The 2,878-nt window shown below is 68.1% G+C and carries 3 protein-coding genes and 1 pseudogene; all 4 read right to left on the reverse strand.

Going from position 1 to position 2,878, the window contains the following annotated elements; genetic code table 11:
- Nucleotides 1-265, reverse strand: a pseudogene (locus tag ON30_RS27980) (hypothetical protein); the annotation flags it as partial.
- A gap of 77 nt (nt 266-342) precedes the next feature.
- Nucleotides 343-1,152 carry a class I SAM-dependent methyltransferase gene (locus ON30_RS27985; RefSeq protein ID WP_157183865.1) on the reverse strand — a complete coding sequence of 270 codons (810 nt, stop codon included), beginning with the start codon at nt 1,150-1,152 and terminating at the stop codon, nt 343-345.
- Between the two features lie 125 nt (nt 1,153-1,277).
- Nucleotides 1,278-1,814, reverse strand: coding sequence for a hypothetical protein (locus ON30_RS27990; protein WP_040711992.1), 537 nt, complete (start codon nt 1,812-1,814; stop codon nt 1,278-1,280).
- A 259-nt stretch (nt 1,815-2,073) separates the two neighbouring features.
- Nucleotides 2,074-2,878: phosphoadenosine phosphosulfate reductase domain-containing protein (locus tag ON30_RS36455; protein ID WP_040711993.1), on the reverse strand; the 805-nt coding region annotated here is incomplete at its 5' end.

Consider the following 2,878-nt stretch of genomic DNA (forward strand, 5'->3'; position numbering starts at 1 on the left):
GTACCGAACGTTCAGCGAGCAACGGCAGGATATGCTCGGCGACCAGATTGCAGGTCGAAACCCACTCGTCACCCGTTTGGGCCACCATCACCACCAGATTCGACAGATCGGCACGCAACTGCGGCGGCCGAAACTCCGGATCGAGCAAGGTCCTGGTCACCCCAGCCGCGCTGTCCACACCGAGCCCGAAAGACCAGCACACCGGCACCGCATCGTCGTCGAAAAGCGTCGCGAGAGGGAACAACCCTGCGGTGTCATCGACCATGTGAAGTCCTCCTTCCGGTGACGGAGCGCGGGTTCGGCTGCCGCGGCGACGGTTCGGTGACGCGTGCGGCGGGTGGGTCAGACTTCGGCGGGTCGGCGGGCGTGCAGGAGCACGGTGGCGGCACCGGTGCCGGAGGTGGTGAATGACCCGGCGGGCAGGACCTCGTGACCGCCGTGGGCGATGACGATTTCACGCACCGCGCGGTGGGCGTGGTCTGTGCGGTAGGTGTAGCCGTTGGGTGCCAGGCTCAGCAGCTGTGCCCCAGGGGCCAGGAGGTTCCAGGCGGTGTGCAAGTGGTCGATCCACACCGTCGGCCTGTGGGGCAGGGCGAAGGGCGGGTTCATCACCACTCCCGCGTACCGATCGGTGGCCCCTGCTGCGAATTCCTCGAACTCGGCGATCACTACCGTGACGCGCGGGTCGTAGTCGATGGCCGCGGCACGCACCCGATCGGGCTCCACGGCGGTGATCCGCATCCCGGGGTTGGCCGCCAGGATCGCGCGCACCAGCGCGCCGTCGCCGGCGGAGGGCTCGAGGACGTGAGCGCCCGGGGCGAGTGCACTGATATCGGAGTGCGGACCCTCCACGAGGAGCCGAGCCAGAGCCTCGGGTGTGGCGAAGTACGCCGCGAGCACCTTCCTGTCGGTGTTGGGGGTCGTGCCGCGCGCCACGGCCGCGGCGATGGTCTCGGTCGGGTCGTCGGGAAAGACATGGGTGCCGGCCCGGCGGTCCCACTGTCCGCCCATCGCCTCGAGGACCTTGTTGAGTTTGCGGTAATCGGACACGCTGAGCCGGTCGGTCAGGAACAGTTTGTTGCCCTCGACGCGTGACCGAGCCAGGATCTCGAGGGCGAACTCGGGCACCGAGACCGACGTTCTCACAGCCATCGATGGTCACCTTTCATACGGAACGGACACGGACAGCAACCGACAGCGCCCCGGAAGCGGATGGCCCAAGACCAACAGCGACGTGCGGGACAGCCAGCCGAGCGCGGGGCCATCCCGAAGCGGTTTCAGGCCGGTGAGTGGAGCAGCGTCTCGCTCCATTCGTCGGCCGCGGTGAAGCGAACCTGACCGGCGAAGGCCGCGCCGAGGGTGGTGGTGATGTGGAGGCGGTAGGTGTCGGTCCAGGTCCGCAGTTCATCACCGGTGCGGACGAGTCGGCGCTGGTCCTCGGGGTCGAGGGTGTCGAAGAAGACGGCGTAGTCGGCGAGGCTTCCGACGTGCAGGGCACCCGCGTACCGCCACAGGTAGCGGCGCGGTTCACCGTGCAGACAGCGCTCGCCGTGGCCCACGTGCACTCCGCCCACGACCGAGACCACGGTGTCGGGACAGTCACACCCCCTCGTCGACGGCTCACGCCGCGCGATCCTGGTGCCGTTCAACGAGATCCGGATCAACGTCTCGCGCGCCCGCTCGTCCACGGTCACGTCCCCGGTCGACTCCCCGCCGTGATCGCGGGCATAGACGATGACGAGTAGGCCGGCGTTGTCATCGTCGGCGAGGACAGTGGGCGTGCGGGCGAGGGTGTCGTGTGAATCGGTACTCATCGTGAGGGCTCCCGAGGGTCTCGAACTGGAAGGGATGGCGTCGCGGCGCCGCCCGGTCGCCGGGCGATGAGAACCAGCAGCTCGAACGGTCCGGACGCGGCCGATCCGCCCGCGCTAGCACGCACACCTCGCCGTGACGCGGCCGCCGTGCACCATGTCGTGCCACCACGCGGCGTAGGGCGTTCGCTCATCGAGCGATCACAGCGCCGGTCTCGAGGACCACGCGACTGGACGCTGAACATGTCGTGTTCGAAGTCGTTCAGGCGGCGCAGCGACCGCGCTGGTCGGCTGTCCCGGCTTCGGCGATTGCCTCGGCGATGGACACCTCGGGCCGGAAACGGTGCCCGATACGGGCCTCGACCACGGCGTATTCGGCAGCCAGTTCAGGGTGCAGGCGCGCGGCCCGCACCAGCGCCGAGCGAGGTGAGTAGATGCAGAAAATGCACGACGCGCGGCCGAAACCCATACTGTAGGTAATATGGGGTCGGGTGCCCGCCGCGGCGATCCGCGCCCACACCGTCTCGAGGTCCCACCCGTGGATGGGCAGCCAGGTATCGATGATTCGCCGCGAGTTCGACACCGTGGCCTTGGGCGGATCGCCCGCCGTGCGCGCGTCACTACACTCACGGCATAGACAGGTGCGGCCGCGCTCGTGGACGAACGGCGCTCTGTTCGCGCGTTCACGCGATTCTCCGCTGCGGTGGCCCATGATGTTCAACACCCGCACCGGGCGATCGGTGATCCCGGACGCCCGGGACTCCGCGACCAGCGTCGTGATCACCCGCCGACAGGTAGAACGCTTGAAATCGCTTGTGCACCAGCGTATTCGAGGCGAAGGCCATTTGCCTCGTTCGGAGACCCGGTCGAGGAGGTCCCCACCGTTGCGTGCCACGGTCTCATGGCGCAGCCCATAATGCGCGGCATGGCTTCTCGCGAGCGCCGAGGTGCCCGGCCAGTCGGCTCGCCCCATGTCGGCGTGGACGGTGGTGACCCGGTCCAACACGCCGAGGCCGTGAAACACCTCGACCAGGACATCGAGCATCGCTTGACTGTCCTTGCCTCCC

It is taken from the genome of Nocardia takedensis NBRC 100417 (assembly GCF_000308695.1).
Lineage (GTDB): Bacteria > Actinomycetota > Actinomycetes > Mycobacteriales > Mycobacteriaceae > Nocardia > Nocardia takedensis.